We start from the raw sequence: 21081 nt of genomic DNA on the forward strand, positions 1-21081 counted from the left end.
TAGTGTTACTATGTCATAACGAATTCATGACTAGAGGTAACTAACCTATGACAACTATTAAAGTGACGCCTGAGCAACTTATGACTATCTCCAAGCAGTTTGAGTTAGCACAGCAAACGGCAACTCAAGTGAATAGCAATTTAGTAAAACAAATTTCATCTATGGGACAATTGTGGGAAGGACTGACTAAAGAGCACTTTTACTATTCCTTCCAGACCTCTCAGAAGAATATGAATGACTTTGTTACCCTGATGGATTCTATTGCTAGGGAGTTACGTCACCATGCAGATAAATTCAGATTAGCAGATCTGATGGAAACAGGTAACATTGATGCAAGTTGTTTACCACCTCCACCGAATTCATGTGCTGTTCCTGATCCAGATACACGAAATGCATTCCAGAAATCGGTAGATAGCTTAACTGAACTAGGTCAGGATTTTGTAGATGCTAATTCAGTACGTTATGAGAAAAAGTTTGATTCGGTTTGGAGCTTCTTAGATTATATGTCGTATGGTATTCCAAAAGGAATGTATCAAGGGTACATGGAACGAGCAGCTAAACAAAACGATTCGTGGAATGACATGCTCAATTTCAGTACATTTGGAATAACGGGTATGATTCAGGGCGCATTTAATCCTACCAATGCGTGGTCAAAGGAACATTGGGCTAATATGATTGGTACAGCAGGATTGTTTGGAGGAGTCAGCTCAGTTATTAAGCCTAAAATTGGTTTGAAACCATCTATTCAGTATGAGATTCCGAAGAATAATACGAGTTCCAGCTTACGGAATTCAATAGAATCTGAATCTAAAACAGAAGTACAAACAGGTGGGAGAAACGATCTTTCAATTGATGAATATTTTCGTAGAGAAGCTGAAGCAGATGAGATGTATGATCAAATCAGAGCTTCAGATAGTGATGTAAGAGCAATAGCTGAGAATTCTGGAATGAAGGAAAGTAGGATTCAAAGAATCAAAGAACACGTTTTCATAAAAGAACACATAAAATCAAGTGGTTATGGCAGATTTCATTCTGATTACGAAATAGCTCAAGCATGGGATAGATTACAAAAAGGGATACAAACAGAAAAAGATATGGATTTGCTTAACCATGAATTGTTTGAATCTAGATTTGAGGGTATATTTAAAACAGACTATGAGACTGCTCATAACGCTGCGGTAAGGTCGGGTCGTCCATGGGAAATAGAATAGAGGAGATTTTATAATGGGAGCATTTGTTTTACTTTTTAAAGAACATGAAGATGATACAGTAGTTATTTATAAATATGGTCCAAACGAACACACTATGGGGAAAATTCAATTAAACAAGGATACTAAGCTGTTCTCTGAAATTGAACCTTTACCAGATTCGAATCATTCAAACAAATTTTATTTTGATAGGGCTGCACAGCGGATGGCACGTTGCTTCGTTAAAGAAGGTGGTATATTTCCTGACAAGATGACATTTGAATCATAAAGTAGCTTCAGGAATACGAACCGAGCTTGCTCCATTGATAATAAAATGAGAGTAAGCTTTTTTCATTGCAATCTATCTGATTAAAGAGGAAAATTTTTATCCACCCTAGAATTAAGAGACGATTTTAGAAGGAGCATATCATGTTAACGTCAAAACAAGAAGAGAGCCTTAGTAAATTTATGAGTAAGATTCTTAGGCATACACCAGAACAGTTTGGTCTTGAGCTAGACCATGAGGGTTATTGTGACATTCAAGACCTGATTCAAGGAATAAGATCAGAGAATAGATGGTCTGATATAAGCAAGTCGGATATCAAGCAAGTAGTAAGCCATTGTCCAAAACAAAGATATGAGATGGTTAATGGGTACATAAGAGCTAATTATGGTCACAGTACAGACAGGTTAGATTATAAGGAAGCTACTCCACCAACCATTCTCTATCACGGTACAAACACAAAGGTAATCCATAATATTTTCAATGAAGGAATTAAGCCAATGGGCAGAAAGTATGTACATCTGTCTGAAGCCCTTGAGTTTGCAATTCTGGCAGGTAAAAGACGTGGGGAACTGGTGATCCTTGAAGTAGATACAGAAAAGGCATTGGCTAATCAAGTGAAGTTTTATAAAGCCAACCACGGTGTTTGGCTTGCCGACCTTGTGCCGCCACAGTACTTAAAAAAGTTTGAATAAAGCGTAACCCAGACCGTTAACGATGATCACCGAGACTAGATGAGAAAAAATTCGTCTGGTCTTTTTGATATCGTCTATTTTGCTGTACATACATTCCCCTCCTAATATTTTGAATGTATCCACGAGTGTCCACACTTACCCGCAAATGCCGCATAAAATATCCCGGATGAACAAAGAGGAGGTGCATGAAATCACCATGATACACATGGAACCTATTCAAGTGGGTGAGCATACATTTATCGGAGTCGAGGTCAAACTGCCTAAAACAACGCTGTTAACGATTTCTAACTCCCATGGCTACATCATGTGTGGTGCGCTGGATGTTGGATTGCTCAATGAACGGCTGGCGGATCGGAAAATTCTTGCCGCACGAGCTGTGGGGGTAAAAACACTAAAGGAACTGTTGGAAGCGCCGATGGAGTCAGTGACGACAGAAGCCGAGCAACTTGGAATTAAACCAGGGATGCCAGGCTATGAAGCACTATTGAAACTGGTGTAGTGAAGCCTATGTGCATATGTTGCATAAAAGTAGAGGAACAAGAACCGAAAAAAACCGGACTTTTTGGCTCCGGTTTTTTTCTATGAAAAGTTACACTCTATCGAGCAGACTATTCGGCTTTATACGAACGGTATGATCTGCAAGAACGATTAATCGGCAAACAAAGCGGGGAGGTTGTCGTTAAAGGGTGCTTGGACAATCCCTTTTTCGGTAATGATGGCGGTAATGTACTCATGAGGTGTAACATCGAAAGCTGGATTGTAGACTTTGATGCCCTTCGGGGCGGTCCGTTTACCAAAGCTTTCGGTAACTTCCTCCGCAGAACGTTCCTCAATCGGAATATCTGCGCCTGTTGCGGTCTGCAAATCAATGGTAGATAGTGGTGAAGCGACATAAAAAGGAATGCCATGCGCCTTCGCTAGCACAGCTAGACTATAGGTGCCGATTTTGTTGGCGACATCGCCATTAGCAGCGACTCTATCTGTGCCGACAATAACGGCCTGTACCCATCCTTTGGACATCACCATGCCCGCCATATTGTCACAGAGGAGGGTGACATCAATGCCTGCCTGCTGAAGCTCGAAAGCGGTCAGGCGCGCTCCCTGCAGCACGGGACGGGTTTCGTCGGCAAATACTTTGAGATGGATGCCGTTCTCATGCGCAAGGTACATGGGCGCGAGCGCTGTTCCGTATCTGGCTGTCGCCAATCCGCCTGCATTGCAGTGAGTGAGTACGCCCATTCCGTCCTCGAACAGAGGTAAAGCATGGATGCCGATCTGGCGGCATACTTCCTCATCCTCTGCCTGAATGGCTATGGCTTCACGCTCCAGCCCGGCATTCCAGTCTTCGACCTGACTTCCGCTAGCTTCAACGATGAGTTCCCCGGCTCGCTTCTTCATGCGATCCAACGCCCAGAACAGATTTACGGCAGTTGGCCGTGAAGTAGCCAAATGTCCGCACACGTCGTGTACATGCTGCAGCCACCCAGCAGCGTCGGTGTCGTCGTAGGCGGTAGCTCCTAGCACAACGCCGTAGGCCGCAGCCATCCCGATGGCGGGCGCACCGCGTATCTTCATGGCATGTATGCCATCCCATACTTCCTCAGCCGTGAATAAATCCAGCATGACAATCGTTTCGGGTAGCAGACGCTGATCCAACATGGACAAGCGGTTGCCTTTCCACACCAACGAAGATAGAGCCTGACCGGACACTGCAGCTTTCCCGGAGGTTACGGGAGCCGCTTCTTTCTGTTCACTCATATTCATTAAGCTCCTTTAGTTTGGGCAGCTGTTGCTGTCCGAACAATGTCTCCCAGTTCCCGAATCGAATGAAGCCCGCGATTGCGAAGAACCAAGGATTTACCAATAGATAACGCCAGACGTTCCGCAGCTTCCTTGAGGTCAGGATCGGCTATTGTCTCGATATCTGCCACATGCGACAGGCTGATGATACGGCGGATCACTTTGCACCCTGCAAAACCAATCGTATCTTGTAGTACTTTCTGAAGATACAAGTCCTGATACCCCGCTGTACGTGCCATATGATCGGTGACATGCTCGTCCCACAGTTTGCGGAACCTACGCTCAAACTGCTCCCATACCTGAATGGCAGTCTCCAGAACCCAGTCGCGCCTTTCTTTTAGAGCCTTCTCACCAGAGGTCCATCCGGGCTGTGCAGCGTAGTTCAACAGCAGATTGGCGATCACCGCTCCGATATCAAAGCCCATGGGTCCGTAGTAGGCAAATTCAGGATCAATGACTTTAGTTGATTCGGTCGTTACAAAAATGCTACCAGTATGAAGGTCACCGTGCAGAAGCGCTTCGGTTCGTGTCAAAAACTTTTCTCGCAGCAAAGCCACTTCCAGATGAAGCGCTTGATCTGTACGGAGTGCCTCTGCTTCGTCTTCGATGTACGCACCATAGTTGTTATTATCTGAGAACCGATACGGTTCATCCAGAATCAGATCCTCAGTTATTTTGCAGAGATCCGGGTTGATAAAACGTTTGACTAGGTCTTTTTTATCCTGCTGATTCATGCCCAAATCTGAGGTGAAGAAGAGCGTGCGTGCCAGAAACTCCCCAATATGATTAGCGAAATATGGATATGTGTTTCCTTCTATTAGTCCCTTGCGCATGATGGTGTGGGAGCTAAGATCCTCCATCACGGTCAATGCAAGCTCATCGTCATACGCCAGTATCGCAGGAACCAATTCGGGGCAAATGTGGTGCTCCTGCTGAAGTGCCTCGCGTTCAATACGGGCACGATCCAGTGAGAGCGGCCAGGATTCACCCACAATTTTTACATAGGGAAGTGCCTGCTTGGCAATGATACTCTTGTTAGATTCAGAATCCGTAATATGAAAAACCAGATTTAGGTTACCATCACCGATTTCTCGGCATTCCAGACGAGCTTCCTGACTAAAAAATCCGGGGATGTTCTTCACGAATTCGATTGCTTCTTCAGTCGTTAAAGGATGATATTGGGACAACGAAGTCACCTCCATAAATTGTGCACATGTAAATAGCCTGGAAATATCACAATATTAAACCAAGTATTTTGATAGGATAGAGAAAGTATAACGAAAATCATTGAAGTTTTGTACATTTTTTTTATGGAGGATCGAAAGAGGGAGAAAGGAGAACTCTTCTTTTTGTTTCGTTTCCGTATAGAGAGGGTAAGTATGAAACAGACGTCCGGCAGGTGATTAGGATGCCCGCTGGCGTCTTACCGTCAGCAATGACGGTGATGGATACGTAAACGTTCCTGAAAATCAATTTGATGAAAAAGGAAGGGATTTATGATGGCTAAAACAACAAGTAACTCGAAAAATACGCAAACCAAATCGGTGGAGGAACTTTTAAACCGTCAAGTCGCTAACCTCAATGTGTTATATGTAAAAATTCATAACTATCACTGGTATGTGAAAGGCTCCAGTTTCTACACACTCCATGTTAAATTTGAAGAGTTATACAATGAAGTGACATTGAAAATGGATGAGATCGCCGAGCGTTTGCTCGCGTTGAAAGGTTCACCTTCCGCAACATTGAAGGAGTACCTGGAGCTGTCGTCGATTCAGGAAGCAACCGGCAACGAAGATGCTCCCAAGATGGTACAAACCTTGATCGAGGATTTTGCAACGGTATGCGAGGAGTTTCAGGAAGGTATTGAACTGGCGGAAAGCAATTCCGACCAGCCAACTGCAGATTTGCTGATCGGCTATAAAGCGGATCTGGAGAAACATATGTGGATGCTTCGCTCTTATTTGGGCTAATTGTAGTGATGGGATTACGCTTTGAAATAAACTTTTTACATGTAAAACGCTACTGACGTCATGCTGTCAGTAGCGTTTTTATGGCTGAAAAGAGATCATGCACCTCGTGTTTTTTGTACAAATTTATAATTATATAAACATTCGCAGGATGTATTTTGCCATTTGTGTGCTTGGTAGGGTGAACATTTTATGAAGAAAGTTGGATAACGTGTGTCTGTTGGTTGCACCCTTCAAGATATTTATTATAAAATAACTTGAGAATCATTGAGAATCAGTTTAGAATGATTATAAATAAATTTTTAAATATTACTTGAAATCAGGGGGCTCCCCTGTTTAAATATACTTTCTGATTTCGACACCACACTACATTTTTTGGAGGGTATTGCGAATATGGCTACAAACTTTAAGATTGAAGGTCTCAAAGCGACCATTGAAGGCAAGGAAATTTTGAAAGGTATTAACCTCGAAATGAAGGGCGGAGAAATCCATGCCATCATGGGTCCTAACGGTACGGGTAAAAGTACACTTGCGTCTGCTTTGATGGGTCATCCAAAATATGAAGTCACAGATGGTAAAGTAACTTTGGATGGAGAAGACGTGCTGGATATGGAAGTGGATGAGCGTGCACGTGCAGGATTGTTCTTGGCGATGCAGTACCCGAGTGAAATTGCAGGGGTAACGAACTCCGACTTTTTGCGTAGTGCGATCAACGCGCGCCGTGAAGAAGGACAAGAAATCTCCTTGATTAAGTTTATCCGTCAAATGGAAAGCAAAATGAAAGAGCTTGAAATGAACCCTGAGTTTGCTCACCGTTACCTGAACGAAGGCTTCTCTGGTGGTGAGAAAAAACGGAATGAAATTTTGCAAATGATGATGATTGATCCGAAAATTGTCATTCTTGATGAAATCGACTCCGGTCTGGATATCGATGCTTTGAGAATCGTGGCTAACGGTGTGAACGCTATGCGTTCCGAAGATCGTGGTTTCCTCGTGATTACTCACTACCAACGTCTGTTAAACTACGTTAAACCAGATTATGTACACGTGATGATGCAAGGACGTATCGTTAAATCCGGGGGTCCTGAGCTTGCTGAGCGTCTGGAAGCAGACGGTTACGACTGGATCAAGGAAGAGCTGGGTATCGTTGATGAAACTGTAGGACAAGAGGCGTAAGCCGGAAGCGAGGAGGAAAACTAATGACTACACAAACAATCCTTCCGGTAGATTCCGAGCAACTGCGTGTTCTGTCCGAACGTAACGGCGAACCATCTTGGCTGGCTGAAGACAGACAAAAAGCACTTGAGCTTGCAGGCAAACTGGAGCTTCCGGTATTTGAAAAAACAAAAATCGAACGTTGGAAATTAAACGATTACGGTCAACATAAACAGAGCGAGGTCATTGCATCGGTAGGGCAGGTTCCTGCAGCCATTGCTGATCTGGTTAAAGAGCAACAGGAGGGCGGTCTGATTATTCAGCGCAACTCCGGCGCGGTATACGTGAAGCTGAGCGAGGAATTGGCGGCGCAAGGCGTCATTTTCACGGATTTGCAAACAGCCGTTAAAGAGCATGCTGATTTGGTTAAAGCTCATCTGAACACAGTGATTAAGGCAGAAGAAAATTCATTATCTGCATTGCACGCAGCACTCTGGAACGGTGGAGTATTTGCTTATGTGCCTAAAAATGTAGAACTGAACGTTCCGCTTCAAGCTGTATTCCTGACAGACGATGCGACTGCAACGTTTGCGCCGCATGTGCTGCTTATTGTCGAAAGTCATAGTTCCGTGACGTACGTAGACAACTATGTATCTGCGGATTTGGCGGCACCTGTTCTTCATAACGGTGCGGTAGAAGTTGTTGCAAATGCTGGGGCTAAAGTTCGCTATGCGACAGTCCATCAGTTTGGAGAGCAAGTAACGGATATTTCAATTCGTCGTGCCACGTTGGGAAATGACGCAGCTATCGAATGGATTGTGGGCGAAATGAACAACGGCAATACAGCAAGCAATACCATGTCCGTGCTCAAAGGCAATGGCTCCAATTCGGATGCCAAGATCATTGCTGTAGGTTCCGGCTCACAAAAGCTGAACTATACGACACAAGCACAGCATTTCGGCAAAAATTCCGCCAGTCAGATGATTACGCGCGCAGTGATGCGTGAAGAAGCGTCTTCCATCATTAACGGAATTACAAAAATTGAAAAAGGTGCTACCAAAGCAGATGGTCAGCAAACAGAACGTGTTCTGATGCTCAGCCCGAAAGCTCGTGGTGACGCTAACCCAATCCTGCTGATTGATGAAGATGATGTAACAGCAGGTCACGCAGCATCGGTTGGTCAGGTTAACCGTGAACAAGTGTATTACTTGATGTCCCGCGGGATTAGCCGTGCAGAAGCTGAGCGTCTGATTATTTATGGCTTCTTGGCACCTGTCGTATCTGAGATTCCGCTCGAAGGACTTCAACATCAGCTGCAAAGCCTTGTTGAAAGGAAGTTAGGCCAATGAATACTGCATTGATCCGTGAACAATTCCCGATTTTACATCAGGAGATTAACGGTCATCCGCTGGTTTATTTGGATAATGCGGCTACTTCGCAAAAACCGCTGGCGGTCATCGAGGCGATCAAGCACTACTACGAATATGATAACTCAAATGTTCACCGTGGTGTGCATACCTTGGGTAGCCGGGCGACGGATGCTTATGAAGGTGCGCGGGAGAAGGTAGCTCGCTTTCTGAATGCCAAGCGCAGTCAGGAAATTATTTTTACACGCGGAACAACAACGGCGCTGAATCTGGTGGCTTCTTCTTATGGTAGAGCTAACTGTAAGGAGGGTGATGAAATTGTCATCACACAAATGGAGCATCACAGTAATCTGATTCCGTGGCAACAGGTAGCCAAAGCCACAGGCGCAACTTTAAAATATATTCCACTTCAAGAGGATGGTAGCGTTGATCTTGCTGATGTGGAGAATACTATTACAGAAAACACCAAAATTGTAGCGATTGCGCATGTCTCCAATGTGCTTGGTGTTGTGAACCCTGTCAAAGAGATTGCAGCTATTGCGCATCGCAAAGGCGCAGTTATCGTTATAGACGGTGCACAAAGCACACCACATATGAAAGTAGACGTGCAAGACATCGATGCTGACTTTTATGCCTTTTCGGGTCACAAAATGTGTGCGCCTACTGGGATCGGGGCACTGTACGGCAAGAAGGCGCTGCTGGAAAATATGGAGCCCATTGAGTTCGGCGGGGAAATGATCGACGATGTGGGATTGTATGAATCCACATGGAAGGAGCTGCCTTGGAAATTCGAAGGTGGAACTCCGATTATCGCTGGAGCTGTTGGTTTGGGAGCTGCTATTGATTTTCTGGAAAGCATCGGAATGGACGCCATTGCACAGCATGAGAGCCGTTTGTCCAACTATGCCCTCAAACGTCTCCGTGAAGTGGAGGGGTTGACGATATACGGACCGGCAGAACGTCATGTTGGGCTCGTAACATTCAACCTGGATGATGTGCATCCGCATGATGTAGCTACTGTACTGGATAGCAAAGGGGTGGCTGTACGTGCGGGACATCATTGCTGCCAGCCATTGATGCGCTGGCTGAAAGCCAGTGCAACTGCACGTGCTAGCTTTTATCTCTATAACACGGAAGAAGAAGTCGACGCTCTGGTTAGCGCCTTAATCCAAACAAAGGAGTATTTTGGCGATGCAACTTGATGACTTGTACCGACGCGTGATTATGGATCATTATAAAAATCCGCGCAATCGCGGACGTTTTGAGGATGATGCCGTTACGGTGGATTTGAATAATCCTACGTGTGGTGACCGGATTTCCCTTCAACTCAAAACGAAAGATGGCGTGGTCGAAGATGCCCGTTTTACTGGTGAAGGCTGCTCGATTAGTATGTCCTCAGCTTCGATGATGACAGAAGCAGTCAAAGGAAAAACGATTGATCAGGCATTGGATATGGCAAGCCGCTTCTCTTCTTTAATGAAGGGGGAAGCCGTCGAATTTGATGATTATGAAGAATTGGAAGCTTTGTCAGGCGTAAATAAGTTCCCGGCCCGCATCAAATGTGCGACACTGGCTTGGAACGCGCTGCGCAAAGGGATTGATGAAGATAAATAATTTAAATAGAACAGAGGAGGTTTGAGAAACATGGCCAAGAAAGCACCGGAAATGGAAGAGTATAAATACGGCTTTCGTGACGAGCACAAGTCCATTTTCCAAACAGGTAAGGGTCTCACTCCGGAAATCGTAAAGGAAATCTCCAAAATTAAGGATGAGCCAGAATGGATGCTGGAGTTCCGTCTGAAGGCACTGAAGCAGTTTGAAAAAATGCCAATGCCAAACTGGGGCGGAGATATGGATGAACTGGATTTCAACGATATCCAGTACTATGTAAGACCTTCCGAGAAACAAGGGAAGACGTGGGAAGAGGTTCCTACGGAAATTAAAGAAACCTTTGATAAACTGGGTATTCCCGAGGCGGAGCAAAAGTTTTTGGCTGGTGTATCCGCACAGTATGAATCCGAGGTTGTCTACCACAGTATGCAAAAGGAACTGGAAGATCAGGGCGTTATTTTCATGGATACCGATACGGCGTTGCGTGAGCATCCTGAGATTCTGAAAGAGTATTTTGCAACAGTTGTACCTCCTGCGGACAATAAGTTTGCAGCACTGAACAGTGCGGTATGGTCAGGTGGGAGCTTCATCTATGTACCAAAAGGTGTGAAATGTGAAGTTCCATTGCAGGCTTACTTCCGTATCAACTCGGAAAACATGGGTCAATTTGAGCGTACGCTCATAATTGCTGACGAAGACAGCTTTGTGCACTATGTAGAAGGCTGTACGGCTCCGATTTACAGCACGAACTCGCTGCATAGTGCCGTAGTCGAAATTATTTGTAAGAAGAACGCACGCGTTCGTTATACAACGATCCAGAACTGGGCACCAAACATCTATAACCTGGTAACCAAACGTGCGGTTGCAGAAGAAAATGCAACGATGGAATGGGTCGATGGTAACATCGGTTCCAAGTTGACGATGAAGTATCCAGCCGTTGTATTGAAAGGCCGTGGAGCGAAAGGGATGGTCCTGTCCATCGCTGTTGCAGGCAAAGGCCAGCATCAGGATGCAGGTGCGAAAATGATCCACTTAGCACCAGACACCACGTCCACCATTGTATCCAAGTCGATCAGTAAGCACGGCGGTAAAGTAACGTATCGCGGATTAGCTTCATTCGGTCGTCAGGCTCAAGGTGCAAAATCCAATATCAAGTGTGATACGTTGATTTTGGATAATCAATCAACCTCAGATACTATTCCTTATAATGAAATCATGAATGATGACATCACGCTTGAGCACGAAGCAACGGTTTCCAAGGTATCGGAAGATCAGCTGTTCTATCTGATGAGCCGTGGTTTGACTGAAGCAGAGGCAACGCAAATGATCGTTATGGGCTTTATTGAGCCATTCACAAAAGAACTGCCGATGGAATATGCGGTAGAGATGAATCGTTTGATCAAGTTCGAGATGGAAGGTAGTATCGGTTAAAACGCAGTAACCCTTGGTATGTCAAGGCTCTTGAGGTATTCTAAAGCTTGTTAAATCCGAGTCGTGCCGATTTTATGCCGATTCGGATTTCCTGCTAGTATAGGAGACGAACTTTTTAAGTTCGTCTTCTTTTGTTTTTTCTGTGATACCTAAGTCCATAAGCCTTCTTTCCACTACAAAAAAAATTATGCTTAGGACTGCAGATAGTTGCCTAGCACTTATGTATGTTTGCTTAATAGGATGTTGTGAGTGACATAAACATAAGGAGGCATGCCAACAGATGCAGAAGAATAAAGCTGGAGTGAAGAAGAAAACCCTCTCTTCTAAGCAGACACAGAGACATGTACATGAATTTGAAGGTAGCACCAAACTGGCCGAAGAAGGTGCAGACCGACATAACCACCGCTTTGCAGGTGTTACTGGGCAAGCGATTCGAGTTGGAAGAAGTCATGTCCATGAAATTGATCTTACCAAAACTGATTTCGTGAACCATTTTCATAATCTGAGAAGGATTAGAACAGGGCCCGCTATTCCAGTCGGAAATGGTAAGCATGTACATTTTGTTACGGGCCAAACTACATTAAATGATGGTCATGTACACCAGTTTAATTTTGCAACATTGATTCAGGCACCTCTTATTTAATGAACGGTGGTTTGACCGAAGCTGAGGTAACACAAATGATTGTTATAGACATCTGCTCATACAGAATGAGAGCATCGTCTTTGAAATCAAAAAGCTCTGCTAACCATAATTGGTCGGCAGGGCTTTTAGTCTTACATTAATTCTGTACTTCATGATTTATGATCGGCTATGATTTTATGCTATGATAAGCCGCCTTATTCGAATATTAAGTATATATTTTTTGTAACATTTTTATGGTCAGTGTCACCAATAAGCAATTCTTTAATGTTGGGACAGCTCGTCTGCCACTTGTTTATTTATCTGAAGTTTTATGGTCTAAGTCATGATGTAACTCGGTTGCTGGTATTTTGGCATTATAGATTTGTCCCTTGGCAACTGGTTTTGAGATGTATACATAGCTCCCGGTTCCATCCGGCGCACTCCCTGTTGCCCACAAACCTTCACTAGATTCTTCGCCCTCAGACAAATTCCAAAACTCATAAGCTTCAGGCTGAGACTCTTGTTCTGCCTCAGGGGGAAAAGAAGCCGGAACCACAACACCGTTTTTCTCTTCTAATTCTTGGATTGCCGCCATCCATTGATACTGGTGATAGCGGTCACGTGCTAGCATTTTCCGTAGTGTAGCTCTGACGCTTTCATCTTGTGTCATATGATATAGCCTTGCTACCTGCAATCGACCCTGACTCTCTGCGTGCAAATTGGATCGCATATCCGCCAAAAGGTTGCCACTTGCGACGATATAAGAGCCGTTCCATGGAACTCCATTTGAATTAGTAGGCAATCCGCCTAGACCGCTGACTAGCAAGTGCTGCGGGTTAATTCCCCCCATTATGGCAGCTGTAACAGGGTCTTTTGCAGCTTGTTCTTGATCTTCTGGTTTAGCTCCATCAAGTAGTTGACTAATTAAAGCACACAGCATCTCCACATGCCCTACTTCTTCAGTTCCAATATCCATTAACATATCTTTGTATTTTTCATCACCGCGACAATTAAATCCTTGAAATAAGTATTGCATCATCACGGTCATTTCTCCAAATTGCCCTCCCAAAACTTCTTGTACCTGCCGGGCAAAAAGAGGATCAGGGCGCTCTACTTTCACTTCAAACTGCAACTCTTTTTGATGTCTAAACATATTTACTCCTCCTATAACTAAAGCAGCTTAGTGAATTCTAACTGTATTTAACCTTTTCAAGATGTAATAAAACGAGGAGCAGCATAACAACAATCTGATACGGGTCTTTATATTTAACTTTCTGTTTGTTTGGTTTGTATAAAACTTATTAAAGAGGGAAGCCTATGTTTCACTTTAAAATAAAGAGTCTAAGGAGGGGATTTGAATTGTATTTTTATAAAGAAGATTTAATTAACTTAATAGTACCCGATAAGCCCGATCCAGCTGCTGCTAAAGTGATTCAAGAAGTGTTAGGTGGTCGATTCGGAGAAATGCGTACTATGATGCAGTTTTTCTTTCAAAGTAATAATTTTCGTGGTAATGCTGTGCAGTATAGGGATTTGATACGAGGAGTTTTTCTAGAGGAGCTTAGTCATGTTGAACTGGTCCAACATACTATAAATCAACTTCTGACTGGCTCAGGCGCAGACCAAGCCGGCGATGCGGGAATGGATCATGCTCCTTTAGATGAGGCGATAAAACACGCAAATCCTCATCATTTTATTATTGGGAGCCCAAAGTTCCTTACCTGTTGATGCAAGTGGGAATCCTTGGCTAGGTAGTTATGTTTATTCCCACGGGAATCTGGTTAGTGATTTGCTTGATAATCTCGTACTCGAATCTACAGGGGTTCTGCAAAAATCCCGAATTTACGAAATGAGCTCGAACAAAACATTCCGGGAAACGTTGGCTTTTTTGATTGTGAGGGATAATGCTCATCAAAACGCGTTTGCCAAAGCGTTAGAGACACTTGGAGTTGATTGGGGAAAATTGTTCCCGGTTCCAAATTACGATATTAACAAGTATCCAGAATGCCGGAAGTATGTTGAGATGGGCTTTCACAATGCGCAGTTTAATTTTCGATTGGATTCTACCCGTATTGGGGAAATATTCAATGGGCAAACTCCAAGTAGAAACGGTGGGGATTTGAGTGTAATAGATCCTCCTGAGGGTTTTCCTCTTCCGTATATGCCCGAATTGCCTAATGAACATAGTCCAGGGCTACACGATCTTACCACTTAGGATTAAACCATAAATAAAGATAGTAACAAGGTTAATATCCGTAACTTAAAAAGAGGCTGTCCTTCGTAGAAGAACCTACGAATCAAGGACAGTCTCTTTTTATTCGCGTAGTCTGTGCTTCGGCAAAACATTTCGTTCCACCGAAGTAACGCCGGGAGGCAGTAGCGGATCAGGATTCCAAATAAATTTCATCAATGGATACATGGCGTTCCCTAGACAAATCTACATATTCATCATCGTTAATTCTTACTAAGGGTCTGAAGTAATCAGCAGGATTGTTCAGAATGATCGTTCCTGTCTGACCTGTAGTCAACAGAACCTGCTTATTAATGAAATTAGGAAGCATGTGTCTGATGAACACTTGGGTAGCTTCTGGGTTTAGATGTCCAAAACTCATGCTGTGCAGCTCGCGTAATACGGTGAGTAGCTCCTGCTTCGTCTGATACACACGATTGGAAATCATCGCGCTATACACGTCGGCAATAGCTGTTATGCTGGCAAAAGGATGAATTTCTTCCTTGAACAGACCATGGGGATATCCACTTCCATCTTCACGCTCATGATGCTGTAAGGCGACAATTGCAGAAATCTCATCGCTGGTTGAATTGCGAATAATATCATAGCCATATAGCGAATGTTTCTTCATTTCATGAAATTCTTCAGGTGTCAGTTTATCCGGTTTGTTCAAAATTTCATCGGGTATCATGGACTTGCCTATATCATGTAAATATCCAGCTTTACCGGCGGCATATGCTTCTTCTTCCGTATACCCAAGCCATGTGGCAATGTAATATGACAGTACGCCTACTTGGAGAGAATGATTATAGGTATAGTGATCTCCCCGTTCCATAATTAACAGCAGAGATACGACATCTTTTTGACGAGCTAGCTCTGAAACGAGAGGGCCGAACAGCTCATCAACTCGATATTCATCAAATTTGCCAGTTGAGGAAGCTTCGAGAAACATACTTTCAAAGCCACTGATCGTCTGCTCCATGAGAGGAACGGCACGTTTGAGGGACTCGGGGGAAGCTGGAACATCGGGGGCAAAGTCAACCGGAATGCTCGCAGAACCGGCATCAATGTCGATATAATCGACACCGTGCATAATGAGCTTGGAAATATCGTCATGCTGTAGCTCGGTGCCCTGAACCATGACAGGCACACCGTGCCCATTGTATGTATCGGATTTGAGGCGATCTCCTGGCTTGGCATCGGTAACGTGTACTCTCATGCGCTAACCTCCTTATTGTCGTAAATTTGTCGAAAATACGAAACAAACTTAATATATCAAGAATTATATGGGATGACAACGACTAATTTACTATTATTCCAAGCTGTAAAATAGGTCCCAGGAACCCAATTCCTATCAGATACCTACAATAGATAACGTCAATACTTTTCACTATGTTTGTAATATGAGATTGCCCAGAGACTACAGCGAAGCTTAAGGACTATGTCCACCCATATGTACCATATTGCTAAATAACATGATATGCTTAAACATTAGAAGCTCCAAAGTCGATATATAAAATATAGAGGAGGGCGGTTATGGAGATGACGACTCGGCAAACGTTGACCATTTTGCATACCAATGATATCCATAGTCATTTTGGCAGTATGCCTTCGATAGCCGCGATGATTAATGAACGAAGAGCTGCATTAGGGGATGCGCTACTTGTGCTTGACATAGGAGACCACATGGACCGGATGGCCCCCGAAACGGAAGGAACGCTAGGTGGGGCAAATGTGGATGTGATGAATCTAACAGGATATGATGCCATTACGATCGGTAATAATGAGGGACTGACTTTTACCCCGGATATGATTGAACAGGCATATGCGGGCATTCATTGTCCGGTCATATGTGGCAATATGACTGAGTGTGCCACAGGGATGAGTCCTGCGTGGATGAAGGAATCCCTTATTGTAGACAAAGCAGGAATCAAGGTCGGTTTACTTGGTGTGACGGCTCCTTTTGTAGAGTATTATCAATTGCTGGGCTGGGATGTGCTCAATCCGTTTGATGTGCTGGGGAAGCAGATCGCGGCACTGAGAAAGCAGGTTGATGTTTTGGTCGTGATGTCGCACCTGGGCCTACCTTCCGATAAAAAGTTAGCGTCGCAATTTCCTGAGATTGACGTTATCCTTGGAGGTCACACCCATCATGTGCTGGAGGAACCGCTTTGGATCGGGAAAACAGCTTTATGTGGGGCGGGTAAGTTCGGAACGCTGCTGGGTGAAGTGACGCTAAGTCGTAACAATAGCCTCGAACCGTTTCGAGTCACGTCAGGCGGTGTAGTTCCTGTGGATCTGACAATACTGGACGAAAAAGTGGCATCGGCCATTGTGGTGCATCGCAGACAAGCAGAGCGCGCCATGGAGAGCACGGTTGCTGTGACGGATCGGAAACTGGAGATCGCATATGATCAGGAATCCCCTTTCGGGAATATGCTGGCACAATCAGTGTCCCATTTTACAGGAACAGAAATTGCCCTCGTCAATGCGGGACAACTGCTCGGCCCATTACCTCAAGGGGATATCAGTAAAGGAATCCTGCATTCCTTATGCCCTTCACCGATTAATGCCTGTGTTATGAAGTTGCGGGGGAGCGATATTCGGTTGGCGCTGGAGCAGTCCTTGCTGCCTGAATTTGCGGACAAGCCTATGACGGGCTTTGGCTTCAGAGGCAAAGTGCTTGGTACGATGTGTGTGGAAGGCTTGGCTATTCAGTATGACCCTGGCCGTGCTCCTTATGAAAAAGTAACGGACATTCGTGTAGCAGGTCAACCTTTGGAAGAGCATGAGGAATACACAGTGGGCACGTTGGATATGTTCACTTTCAAAGCAGGTTATGAGGTGCTTGCGAACGGAACAGATCTCCGATTTATGCTTCCAGAATTTTTACGGGATTTGATTGAAATGGAGTTGAAGCGTCCGGGCGCGATGGAAGAATGTTTTGCAGCTAGGTGGCTTCAGGTATCAAAACAATCGGGAGAGGATTAAGCTGCGACTGGTACCTGTTACATTATTGAGAGCCGGCATGAAGCTGGGCAAAAAAATATACAATGAAAATGGAATGGTGCTGCTCTCGGAAGGTGTTGAGCTTACTTCGCGATTGATTGAACGTCTAGGCCAAGTCGGTATTGGATATGTATACATTGAGGATGCTGTGACAGAAGATATCGTCATTCCTGAGATGATCCATGAACAGACAAGGGCGGCGGCGCTACAGGAAATCAAAAAGCAATTTCAAGGGTTGTCATCCTACTCCGTAGATCATAAGCACAAATATTTTGGCAAGTCATTTTATAAGGTGATGGAATCTATTCTGGACGATATTGGAGGCCGGCAGGACGCCGTCATTATGTTGATGGATATTGGGGCCGCAGATCAGGATTTGTATCATCATTCTTTGAACGTATGTCTATATTCACTTGTACTGGGAATTTCCAACGGCTACGATAACAATCAGCTGATGGAGTTGGGAATAGGTTCACTACTGCACGATATCGGTAAAATGAAAATTTCACCTCAAGTACTCTATAAGCCGGGTAAATTGACCGACGAGGAATATGAGCATATGAAAACACACACGGTGATCGGCTACAAGCTGCTTAAAGACGAACCTGGAATTCCCTTGTTGTCGGCTCACTGTGCATTACAGCATCATGAGCGTATTGACGGCAGCGGATACCCACACGGTTGGAAAAAGGACCAGATCCACGAATATGCGAAATGGATCGGCCTGGCAGACTCGTACGACGCAATGACAGCAAGTCGGATATATAAGCAGGCTTTGTTGCCTTATGAGGCGATGGAAGTGCTGTACGCCGGGGCAGGAACGTTATATGAGCAGCGAATGCTAGAAGCCTTTCGTGACTGTGTGGCTATTTACCCCTTGGGACTCTCTGTGGTGCTCAACACGGGGGAAGAGGGGGTCGTGGTGCGTATACATTCCAAAATCCCGCAAAGACCCGTCATTCGCATTGTAAGGGACCGGGATGGGCAGGAAGTGAAAGCACCTTATGATGTGGATTTGTCCATATCCCTCTCGGTTATGATTACAAATACATTGGGTGCTACTGTGGCCCCTTTCGGAGGAGTACACGTAGATTAGCAGATGATGTGGAAGAAAGCATGCAGACACTTTACACATCATGATATGATAATTATACGTCTTTTGAGGTTAATAACAGAAATAAGGTGAAAACATAATGACAGTTCTACAAAATAACACGCTACCCCAAATATCGCCAACCTATGATCCGTGGGACCCGATTGTCTCATTGCGTACACATGGTCGTCATTTGCTTACGAGTGTGGAAATGACCGTAACGCATCTGTGTAATATGCGCTGTGAGCATTGCGCTGTTGGCGACATGCTGGTTATGAAGGAGGCCCCTTTCCTTCCGTTAGACCTAATGCTGAAGCGTCTGGATGAAGTCGAGCATCTGGAGACCATCAGTATTACAGGCGGGGAACCTGCTTTGCTCGATAAAACAGTGGATGAAGTGATCGTTCCACTGTTGAAATACGCCAAAGAGCGCGGTATTCGCTCGCAAATCAACTCCAATCTGACGTTAGATATTCGCAGATATGAGAAGATGCTTCCTTATCTAGATGTGATGCATATTTCGTTTAACTATTTGAATGCGGACGATTTTTATGAAGTGGGTTTTGCAAATACAGGCCGGCCGACCCCACGTGCGGGTGCTGTTCGCCTGTATGAAAAAATGATCGAGAATGCCTGCAGATTAAGTGAAATGGGAATGTTCATTTCAGCTGAATCCATGATTAATTATCGGACACACACGAAGCTGGAGGGCATTCATCAGTTGATCAACGAAATGGGATGCCGACGGCATGAGGTTCATCCAATGTATGCGTCAAATTTTGCCTCTGCTTTGCCTGTGCTTTCACTCGACGACATGCGGAACTCTATCCATAAGCTGCTGGATGTACGTAATCAGGACATGTGGATGTTGTTTGGCACATTACCGTTCTTTGCTTGTTCGGACCGGGAAGAAGACCGCAAACTGCTTCGCCGCTTGCGTCAGGAACCGAATATTACGGTGCGTAATGATCCAGACGGAAGAAACCGTGTGAATGTGAATATGTTCACGGGTAGCGTGTATGTGACGGATTTTGCAGACATTCCGGCTTTCGGCAACATTCAGGAAGACAGTCTGGACGATATTTTTGGTGAATGGCTGAATGAGCATCCGTTGAATCAGACTGTGAACTGTCATTGTGATGCCGCTGCCTGTTGTGGACCGAACCTGCTCGTAGCGGATATGTACTACAAAGGAATAGACTTTAAATCAAGAAAAGCATTACAACTATAGAAATGGGGAGTTCGTATTGGATGGTCATACCGAGTTTCATTGGGGATTGCTAGCTGTGAATCTCCTCTTGGTACTGCTGCTTGTCTTTCTAAATGGTGTATTTGTGGCCGCAGAATTTTCGTTGGTCAAAATGCGCCAATCCCGATTGACGCAGCTCCAAAGCGAGGGTCATCGCCTGGCAGGCTATGCGCTGAAGGTGAACCAAAGGTTGGATGCTTATCTGTCCGCCACCCAATTGGGCATTACGCTGGCTTCATTGGGTTTGGGTTGGATTGGAGAGCCAGCAATATCCGGCTACCTGATAGAGCCACTCATGCACAAACTCGGTGTAACTGACGGCACCCTGATTACAACGATATCCGTTGTCGTCGGATTTTGCGTAATTACCTTTTTGCATATTGTATTGGGGGAATTGGCTCCCAAGTCTTTAGCGATTCAGAAGACTGAAGGTGTGGCGTTGTTTTTATCGGCGCCTTTGCTGCTTTTTTATAAGGTCTTTCTACCTGTGATCTGGGTATTGAATGCTGCGGCAAACTTGCTGTTGCGTGCATTCGGGATTCAGCCGGCGAGTGAAGCCGAAGCGGCTCATTCGGAGGAAGAGATTCGTATATTGATGAATCAGAGCGCCAAAAGCGGTGTGATTGATAAGGACGAAATTAAGCTGATGGATAATATTTTTGATTTTTCCGACTTGCTTGCACGTGAAATCATGCTGCCGCGTACAGATATGGATTGTTTGTATACGAATTTGTCGTTTAAGGAAAATCTCAAGATTATCAGCGAGACCAAGCATTCCCGCTACCCGGTAGCGGTTGAGGATAAAGACCAGATTATCGGTTTTGTCCATATCACGGATCTTCTGCTAGCTGAGCAGGGGGAACAACTGGATCTGGCTTCGGTGGTACGTCCTATTTTGAATGTGCCGGAGTCTATGGAAGTGAGTCACGTGCTACGCCTTATGCAGAAAAAACATTCCCAAATGACTCTCGTGGTAGATGAATACGGCGGAACGGCCGGGCTGCTGACAGCGGAGGAAATTTTGGAGGAAATCGTCGGGGATCTCTATGATGAGTTTGAGGATGAACGCCCAAGCGTGGAAATCAAGGAGAACTTCATCTCTGTGGACGGTCGTATGCTCATTGAGGATGTCAATGATTTGACTGGAGTAAACATCGAAGACGACGAGGTAGATTCCATCGGAGGATGGCTGTTTAAGGAATTGGAAGGCATTCCGGTGAAAGGGAAGAAAATTGAGTTTTATAACCTTACCTTCGAGGTGGAGGAAGCAACAAGGCTTCGCATAATGAGAGTGAAGATTCACCGCAAGCCTGAGCCTGTGATTGAAGATGAGCTTTCTACCGATTGAGTCCTGATCCACAGAGATAGGTAAGATCAGTTCA

Annotated in this window: 19 protein-coding genes and 1 pseudogene; 16 read left to right on the top strand and 4 right to left on the bottom strand. The window is 44.7% G+C overall.

What is annotated here, in order from left to right:
- The first annotated feature begins 47 nt into the window (after nucleotides 1-47).
- The 4 genes from NSQ57_RS08060 to NSQ57_RS08075 all read left to right on the top strand — a co-directional run bounded on the left by NSQ57_RS08060 (nucleotide 48) and on the right by NSQ57_RS08075 (nucleotide 2664).
- A complete protein-coding gene (locus NSQ57_RS08060; RefSeq protein WP_342425893.1) occupies nucleotides 48-1211 on the top strand; it encodes a WXG100 family type VII secretion target in 1164 nt (387 codons plus the stop codon).
- Nucleotides 1212-1224: 13 nt separating this feature from the next.
- Nucleotides 1225-1476: a hypothetical protein gene (locus NSQ57_RS08065; protein ID WP_029516580.1), complete on the top strand. Its 252-nt coding sequence runs from the start codon at nucleotides 1225-1227 to the stop codon at nucleotides 1474-1476.
- Between the two features lie 140 nt (nucleotides 1477-1616).
- Nucleotides 1617-2165, top strand: coding sequence for an RNA 2'-phosphotransferase (locus tag NSQ57_RS08070; protein ID WP_342425894.1), 549 nt, complete (start codon nucleotides 1617-1619; stop codon nucleotides 2163-2165).
- Nucleotides 2166-2361: 196 nt separating this feature from the next.
- A complete protein-coding gene (locus NSQ57_RS08075; protein WP_342425895.1) occupies nucleotides 2362-2664 on the top strand; it encodes a DUF1805 domain-containing protein in 303 nt (100 codons plus the stop codon).
- A gap of 149 nt (nucleotides 2665-2813) precedes the next feature.
- Here NSQ57_RS08075 and mtnA read toward each other — a convergent pair whose 3' ends face one another.
- Together mtnA and mtnK are read right to left on the bottom strand one after the other, a co-directional pair.
- Nucleotides 2814-3923 (bottom strand): S-methyl-5-thioribose-1-phosphate isomerase, encoded by a 1110-nt coding sequence (gene mtnA / locus NSQ57_RS08080; RefSeq protein ID WP_342425896.1) that lies wholly within the window; start codon nucleotides 3921-3923, stop codon nucleotides 2814-2816.
- 5 nt (nucleotides 3924-3928) lie between these two features.
- Entirely contained in the window at nucleotides 3929-5152 is a 1224-nt protein-coding gene (mtnK, locus tag NSQ57_RS08085; protein ID WP_069012770.1) for an S-methyl-5-thioribose kinase, read from the bottom strand.
- A gap of 312 nt (nucleotides 5153-5464) precedes the next feature.
- On the opposite strand from mtnK, the gene NSQ57_RS08090 reads away from it, so the two are divergent.
- The 7 genes from NSQ57_RS08090 (at nucleotide 5465) to NSQ57_RS08120 (ending at nucleotide 12139) form a co-directional block, all read left to right on the top strand.
- Nucleotides 5465-5935, top strand: a complete 471-nt coding sequence (locus NSQ57_RS08090; RefSeq protein WP_013309551.1) for a Dps family protein — start codon at nucleotides 5465-5467, stop codon at nucleotides 5933-5935.
- A 390-nt stretch (nucleotides 5936-6325) separates the two neighbouring features.
- Nucleotides 6326-7108 carry a Fe-S cluster assembly ATPase SufC gene (sufC, locus tag NSQ57_RS08095; RefSeq protein ID WP_029516585.1) on the top strand — a complete coding sequence of 261 codons (783 nt, stop codon included), beginning with the start codon at nucleotides 6326-6328 and terminating at the stop codon, nucleotides 7106-7108.
- 23 nt (nucleotides 7109-7131) lie between these two features.
- Complete coding sequence (gene sufD / locus NSQ57_RS08100; protein WP_025719242.1) at nucleotides 7132-8436, top strand: Fe-S cluster assembly protein SufD; 1305 nt, start codon at nucleotides 7132-7134, stop codon at nucleotides 8434-8436.
- On the top strand, nucleotides 8433-9656 hold the full coding sequence (locus tag NSQ57_RS08105) for a cysteine desulfurase (protein WP_029516586.1): 1224 nt from the start codon (nucleotides 8433-8435) through the stop codon (nucleotides 9654-9656). Before sufD ends, NSQ57_RS08105 begins: the two co-directional genes overlap by 4 nt.
- Nucleotides 9646-10068 (top strand): Fe-S cluster assembly sulfur transfer protein SufU, encoded by a 423-nt coding sequence (sufU, locus tag NSQ57_RS08110; protein WP_013309555.1) that lies wholly within the window; start codon nucleotides 9646-9648, stop codon nucleotides 10066-10068. Before NSQ57_RS08105 ends, sufU begins: the two co-directional genes overlap by 11 nt.
- A 30-nt stretch (nucleotides 10069-10098) precedes the next feature.
- Complete coding sequence (gene sufB, locus NSQ57_RS08115) at nucleotides 10099-11496, top strand: Fe-S cluster assembly protein SufB (protein ID WP_013309556.1); 1398 nt, start codon at nucleotides 10099-10101, stop codon at nucleotides 11494-11496.
- Between the two features lie 280 nt (nucleotides 11497-11776).
- Nucleotides 11777-12139: a YmaF family protein gene (locus NSQ57_RS08120; RefSeq protein WP_029516587.1), complete on the top strand. Its 363-nt coding sequence runs from the start codon at nucleotides 11777-11779 to the stop codon at nucleotides 12137-12139.
- Nucleotides 12140-12431: 292 nt separating this feature from the next.
- On the opposite strand, the gene NSQ57_RS08125 is transcribed toward NSQ57_RS08120, so the two are convergent.
- Complete coding sequence (locus NSQ57_RS08125; protein ID WP_029516588.1) at nucleotides 12432-13271, bottom strand: manganese catalase family protein; 840 nt, start codon at nucleotides 13269-13271, stop codon at nucleotides 12432-12434.
- 206 nt (nucleotides 13272-13477) lie between these two features.
- On the opposite strand from NSQ57_RS08125, the pseudogene NSQ57_RS08130 reads away from it, so the two are divergent.
- Nucleotides 13478-14333: pseudogene (locus NSQ57_RS08130) on the top strand (manganese catalase family protein).
- Between the two features lie 169 nt (nucleotides 14334-14502).
- Here NSQ57_RS08130 and NSQ57_RS08135 read toward each other — a convergent pair.
- Nucleotides 14503-15567: an HD-GYP domain-containing protein gene (locus NSQ57_RS08135; RefSeq protein WP_029516590.1), complete on the bottom strand. Its 1065-nt coding sequence runs from the start codon at nucleotides 15565-15567 to the stop codon at nucleotides 14503-14505.
- 317 nt (nucleotides 15568-15884) lie between these two features.
- Between NSQ57_RS08135 and NSQ57_RS08140 the strand changes: the two genes are divergently transcribed.
- The 4 genes from NSQ57_RS08140 (at nucleotide 15885) to NSQ57_RS08155 (ending at nucleotide 21047) form a co-directional block, all read left to right on the top strand.
- Nucleotides 15885-17339, top strand: coding sequence for a bifunctional UDP-sugar hydrolase/5'-nucleotidase (locus NSQ57_RS08140; RefSeq protein ID WP_069011215.1), 1455 nt, complete (start codon nucleotides 15885-15887; stop codon nucleotides 17337-17339).
- Nucleotides 17293-18453, top strand: coding sequence for an HD-GYP domain-containing protein (locus NSQ57_RS08145; protein WP_069011214.1), 1161 nt, complete (start codon nucleotides 17293-17295; stop codon nucleotides 18451-18453). The genes NSQ57_RS08140 and NSQ57_RS08145 overlap by 47 nt, the downstream gene beginning before the upstream one ends.
- Nucleotides 18454-18550: 97 nt before the next feature.
- Nucleotides 18551-19681, top strand: a complete 1131-nt coding sequence (gene yfkAB, locus NSQ57_RS08150; protein WP_340884910.1) for a radical SAM/CxCxxxxC motif protein YfkAB — start codon at nucleotides 18551-18553, stop codon at nucleotides 19679-19681.
- A 16-nt stretch (nucleotides 19682-19697) separates the two neighbouring features.
- Nucleotides 19698-21047 carry a hemolysin family protein gene (locus NSQ57_RS08155; protein ID WP_029516594.1) on the top strand — a complete coding sequence of 450 codons (1350 nt, stop codon included), beginning with the start codon at nucleotides 19698-19700 and terminating at the stop codon, nucleotides 21045-21047.
- The last annotated feature ends 34 nt before the right edge of the window (nucleotides 21048-21081 follow it).

The organism is Paenibacillus sp. FSL L8-0502, assembly GCF_038593055.1.
GTDB lineage: Bacteria > Bacillota > Bacilli > Paenibacillales > Paenibacillaceae > Paenibacillus > Paenibacillus polymyxa_D.

Excerpts from the sequence above, each read along its gene's own strand:
- sufU (WP_013309555.1), top strand. The coding sequence starts at position 9,646 with ATGCAACTTGATGACTTGTACCGACGCGTGATTATGGATCATTATAAA.
- NSQ57_RS08125 (WP_029516588.1), bottom strand. The coding sequence starts at position 13,271 with ATGTTTAGACATCAAAAAGAGTTGCAGTTTGAAGTGAAAGTAGAGCGC.
- NSQ57_RS08060 (WP_342425893.1), top strand. The coding sequence starts at position 48 with ATGACAACTATTAAAGTGACGCCTGAGCAACTTATGACTATCTCCAAG.
- NSQ57_RS08140 (WP_069011215.1), top strand. The coding sequence starts at position 15,885 with ATGGAGATGACGACTCGGCAAACGTTGACCATTTTGCATACCAATGAT.
- NSQ57_RS08120 (WP_029516587.1), top strand. The coding sequence starts at position 11,777 with ATGCAGAAGAATAAAGCTGGAGTGAAGAAGAAAACCCTCTCTTCTAAG.
- sufC (WP_029516585.1), top strand. The coding sequence starts at position 6,326 with ATGGCTACAAACTTTAAGATTGAAGGTCTCAAAGCGACCATTGAAGGC.
- NSQ57_RS08105 (WP_029516586.1), top strand. The coding sequence starts at position 8,433 with ATGAATACTGCATTGATCCGTGAACAATTCCCGATTTTACATCAGGAG.
- sufB (WP_013309556.1), top strand. The coding sequence starts at position 10,099 with ATGGCCAAGAAAGCACCGGAAATGGAAGAGTATAAATACGGCTTTCGT.
- NSQ57_RS08065 (WP_029516580.1), top strand. The coding sequence starts at position 1,225 with ATGGGAGCATTTGTTTTACTTTTTAAAGAACATGAAGATGATACAGTA.
- NSQ57_RS08070 (WP_342425894.1), top strand. The coding sequence starts at position 1,617 with ATGTTAACGTCAAAACAAGAAGAGAGCCTTAGTAAATTTATGAGTAAG.
- NSQ57_RS08135 (WP_029516590.1), bottom strand. The coding sequence starts at position 15,567 with ATGAGAGTACACGTTACCGATGCCAAGCCAGGAGATCGCCTCAAATCC.
- yfkAB (WP_340884910.1), top strand. The coding sequence starts at position 18,551 with ATGACAGTTCTACAAAATAACACGCTACCCCAAATATCGCCAACCTAT.
- NSQ57_RS08090 (WP_013309551.1), top strand. The coding sequence starts at position 5,465 with ATGGCTAAAACAACAAGTAACTCGAAAAATACGCAAACCAAATCGGTG.
- sufD (WP_025719242.1), top strand. The coding sequence starts at position 7,132 with ATGACTACACAAACAATCCTTCCGGTAGATTCCGAGCAACTGCGTGTT.
- mtnA (WP_342425896.1), bottom strand. The coding sequence starts at position 3,923 with ATGAGTGAACAGAAAGAAGCGGCTCCCGTAACCTCCGGGAAAGCTGCA.
- NSQ57_RS08075 (WP_342425895.1), top strand. The coding sequence starts at position 2,362 with ATGATACACATGGAACCTATTCAAGTGGGTGAGCATACATTTATCGGA.